Here is a 3536-nt window from a genome sequence, read left to right as displayed (position 1 = left end):
CCCTACATCCCATACGAGACTGTCAAGATAAGCGGGGAGATCGCCAAGAAGCCCCGGACCTAATACTCAGTCGTCACGACACCGAAGCCGTACTCAGGCTCTAAAGAAAATCAGCGAGAGTTCCACGGGTCACTGTACCCGTGGTTGTTTACTCTACTGTTCATCAATCGGCATCTCGTCGACTTCTACCCTACGCATCACACCGAGTTAAGCGCGCTGTTTAGTTCATATAACTCCTTTACGACGTCGCTCTCGGCTACACGGTAACGTGTGGGTGACGTGTCGGGCACCTCCTCGATGATACTCAGTTCGAGAAGTAGGTCGACGTAGTTGGCTACCGTCTGACGCGTCACGCCTGCGTGTTCGGCTAGCTCCGTCTTGTTGAACTCCCTGTGTGGAGGCAGGTCGAGAAGTGCGTCTACTATGATCGCGACGCTCTCGTGTTGGGTCAGGTACAGCCATCCGCTCGGGTGTTGGAGACGCTCCTGTTTCGTGTCGGTGGTGTCCTCGGCTGTGTCGGAGACTCGGCTCATGTTTATTATTATTAACTTAGAAGGGTAAAACCCTTTGCACTAATGTTAATTTCTATTGACAGGGTTTATATGTGGATCTGTGGTAGAGACGGAGTGCGTAAGCTAACCCACGGCTAAAGCCGTGGGCTTTCAGCGTGGACTCCCACTCTGGCCGATTCCTCGGCAGGAGGCTCAAACTCTCCGTTCGCGTTCAGCGTCCCGCTGTTCAAGCGCACGCCTACGGGTGCGCCTCCACCGGAGCCAGTTTGGTTCCGGCGGAGATACCGCAAGCCAATATTCTTCGCTGCATTGTAATCCGCGTGGTTTTCGTAGCCACACTTCAGACACTCGAACGATTCACCTTCACGGTTGTCGGAGTGGGTAAAGCCACAGTGTGAACACCGTCGAGAGGTGTTCTCCGGGGCAACTTGCTCTACGTCGATGCCGTACTCTGCGGCCTTGTATTCGACGTACTCGTAGAGGCGGTTGAACGCCCACTTGTGTCCCCACGACGCACCAGTACGCTCGCGAATGTCAGTCAAGTCTTCAAACGCTATCACCGAGCAGCCGTTGTCGCGGGCTTCAGCCACCAACTCGTTCGAGATACGGTGGAGTGTCAGCTTGAACCGACCGTCTTCTTTGCGACCGACTGACTGGATGTTCTCGTGTGTCCACCGCGTCCCATGTTCCTGCAAGTCACCACGCCGTTTCTCGTATTCTCTGCGCCAGTGGTCGAACTCGTCTCCCGTCCAGAACGTGCCCGTGGAGGTGACGGCGAGGTTGTTCACGCCGAGGTCAACGCCAAGCACCGTCCCGTGCGTGGTCGTTGTCTGTTCCGACGTGTCAGACTCCACTTCTTTCTTGCAGTGGATGTGAAGCAGCCAGTTGTCGTTCGTGTAATGCAGTTCTGCCCCTGTGGTTTCGTACTCGTCCGAAAAGAGGTATTCTGCGTGGGGCGTGTCTCGCTCCTTATCAGGTAGCACGTAGTCGGCTTCGATGCGTCCGTCTGTGGTGGCGAGGCTCACATAGTCGTCGTGGAACGTGGCAGTGCGGTGGTCGTAGACGAGGTGTGGACTGGTGAAGTACGGCATCGACGCCTTCTTGCCCTGTTTCCACTTTTCGACCACGCTCTTACAGGCTTCGGCGGCCTTGTTTCGGGCAGCTTGGACGTGGTTGCTGTGCAACGCTGTCTCGTCACGCACGTCCTCGTAAGTGCCTTTGTGGAGCGTGGTCTTGCTCGTCGTGACGTATTCGCCTTGGAAAGCGTGGCTTGTGACATAGTTAGCCGCCCACAGAAACTCGTCTACGGTGTCTTCGAGGAGTGCGGTGTCGGAACTGTCGACGTCGAGTTTCACGGGGACAGTTCGCCGCTTCTCCATACGTCATATGTAGGGTTAGGGGTTCAAAAGCATTAGGGAGCTGGCCTTGTCGTGGCTGGTAGTCAGAGACATGGAGTTTACGCGCTTCCTCCCACCCTGAAGGGGTGGGTTTCCGCGCTGTATCCGCTATGAATGTGAGTGGGAGCCTTGGGTGATAAAGAGCCGTCTGAAGCATTACGAGGGTTGGGAGAGTCACGACTGGGACTGATACTCGAGTATGACTCCTCCGAACTCACTCGGATATCAGCTATTCGAACCTACACTACAGAATCCCCTCGACAGACTTCCAGAGCCTGATCTTGAACGCCGATCCCTCTCCGTCTAAGCCGTCGTCCTCTATCCATATGTTGCCACCGTACTCGTCGATGAGGCAGCCGACTACGAAGAGCGAGATCCCCTCTCCGTGGTGAAGCTGGCTCCTCTCCTCGTGTCCTAAGATCCTGTCCCTCCTTTCCTCAGCGATCCCGGGACCGTTGTCTCTCACGGAGACTACTACGTTCGTCCGGTTTTCCTCGACGTCTACTTCGACCTTGGGTGTCTCCTTGTCGTTGTCGTTGTGTACGACGCCGTTCTCTATCACGGCTCTCAGAGCCTCACCGAGGTACTCGTCGGCTCTGACACTGGTACTGTGAACGTCATCCCTCAGACATATCTCGGCGTCGTCGAAACGTCGGCGTGCGTCCTCGACTTCAGCCGAGACTACCTCACCGAGATCCACGCTACGTGGTGTAGTCCTCTCTTCGAGAACGTCTTCGAGCCTCCGAGCCTTGTCGGCTGTCTGGCTTAGGTCGTCTATCTCGTCGGCGGGCTTGTCGAGGTACTCGGCGATCTGGTTTTGATCCGAGGCACGAGCCTCCTCCTCGGCTAACTGTATGTATCCTCTTATCACGGTCAGGCTGTTACGGAGGTCGTGACGCATCACGCGGCTCAGAACCGCTGTACTCTCCTTCGCGCGTCTCTCGTCGCCCACGATTCCGAGGACGAAGTAGGCGGAGAGGCTCGCAGCTATGTTGGCTACCGTCTCGGTCGTCTCCAGAACTGTGTCGGTCTCGGTACCCGTACCCGCACCAGTACCGCTGAGATCCACGGAAGACGAAACGAGAAGGTAGGTCTCGCTCGTCTGATGGGCTGCCATTATCGATAAGAGAACGACCAGAAATACGGGTTTCCAGGATCTGAGTCTGTACGTCTTGAGGACTGAGTAGCCTAAGGAGACCGACAGAAATGCGAGTGGAACTACCGCATAGATGTACACCTCAAACAGATGAGACCCTATCATACGATTAACCACAGTGTTGTGACTTAAATCCTAAAAGTGTTAGGAGGAGAGCCGCGAGTAAAGATCTCGGTGTCGCGTAAACTACCCCACCCTACTTCGCTCGGGCAAACCCTCGCTCGTGGAGGGATGGGGCTTTGACGTGGACTTCCGTTCTATGGCTATGTAACCAACGGAGAGGCCTGTCTCCCCGTCGAAGGGGCGTCAGTACTTACACGTTCACGGTCATCGTCCCGCCATTTAGCGCGATGTTTACGGGTGTGCTACACTGAGCGGAGCTCAGTGGCATGCCAAAAATCTCCGATTTTTGAGCACGCCTCCGTCGCCGCCGTTCTGGTTGCGACGGAGTAGCCGCCGACAGCAGCGGAC

Annotated in this window: 3 protein-coding genes; all 3 read right to left on the bottom strand. The window is 55.9% G+C overall.

All coding sequences use genetic code 11. From position 1 onward, the window contains the following. Positions 1–197: 197 nt before the first annotated feature. On the bottom strand, positions 198–533 hold the full coding sequence (locus SV253_08465; protein MDY6776087.1) for a hypothetical protein: 336 nt from the start codon (positions 531–533) through the stop codon (positions 198–200). Between the two features lie 113 nt (positions 534–646). Continuing rightward, complete coding sequence (locus SV253_08460; protein MDY6776086.1) at positions 647–1891, bottom strand: transposase; 1245 nt, start codon at positions 1889–1891, stop codon at positions 647–649. Positions 1892–2153: 262 nt separating this feature from the next. Continuing rightward, on the bottom strand, positions 2154–3026 hold the full coding sequence (locus tag SV253_08455) for an ATP-binding protein (protein ID MDY6776085.1): 873 nt from the start codon (positions 3024–3026) through the stop codon (positions 2154–2156). Positions 3027–3536 lie beyond the last annotated feature (510 nt).

This window comes from Candidatus Afararchaeum irisae (assembly GCA_034190545.1).
GTDB classification, from domain to species: domain Archaea; phylum Halobacteriota; class Halobacteria; order Halobacteriales; family Afararchaeaceae; genus Afararchaeum; species Afararchaeum irisae.
Note: the sequence above shows the minus strand (reverse complement) of the source record. Positions and strands in the feature narration are given on the sequence as shown.

What these genes read in the sequence shown, in the direction of transcription:
- SV253_08460 (MDY6776086.1), bottom strand. Translation starts at nt 1,891, where the DNA reads ATGGAGAAGCGGCGAACTGTCCCCGTGAAACTCGACGTCGACAGTTCC.
- SV253_08465 (MDY6776087.1), bottom strand. Translation starts at nt 533, where the DNA reads ATGAGCCGAGTCTCCGACACAGCCGAGGACACCACCGACACGAAACAG.
- SV253_08455 (MDY6776085.1), bottom strand. Translation starts at nt 3,026, where the DNA reads ATGGCAGCCCATCAGACGAGCGAGACCTACCTTCTCGTTTCGTCTTCC.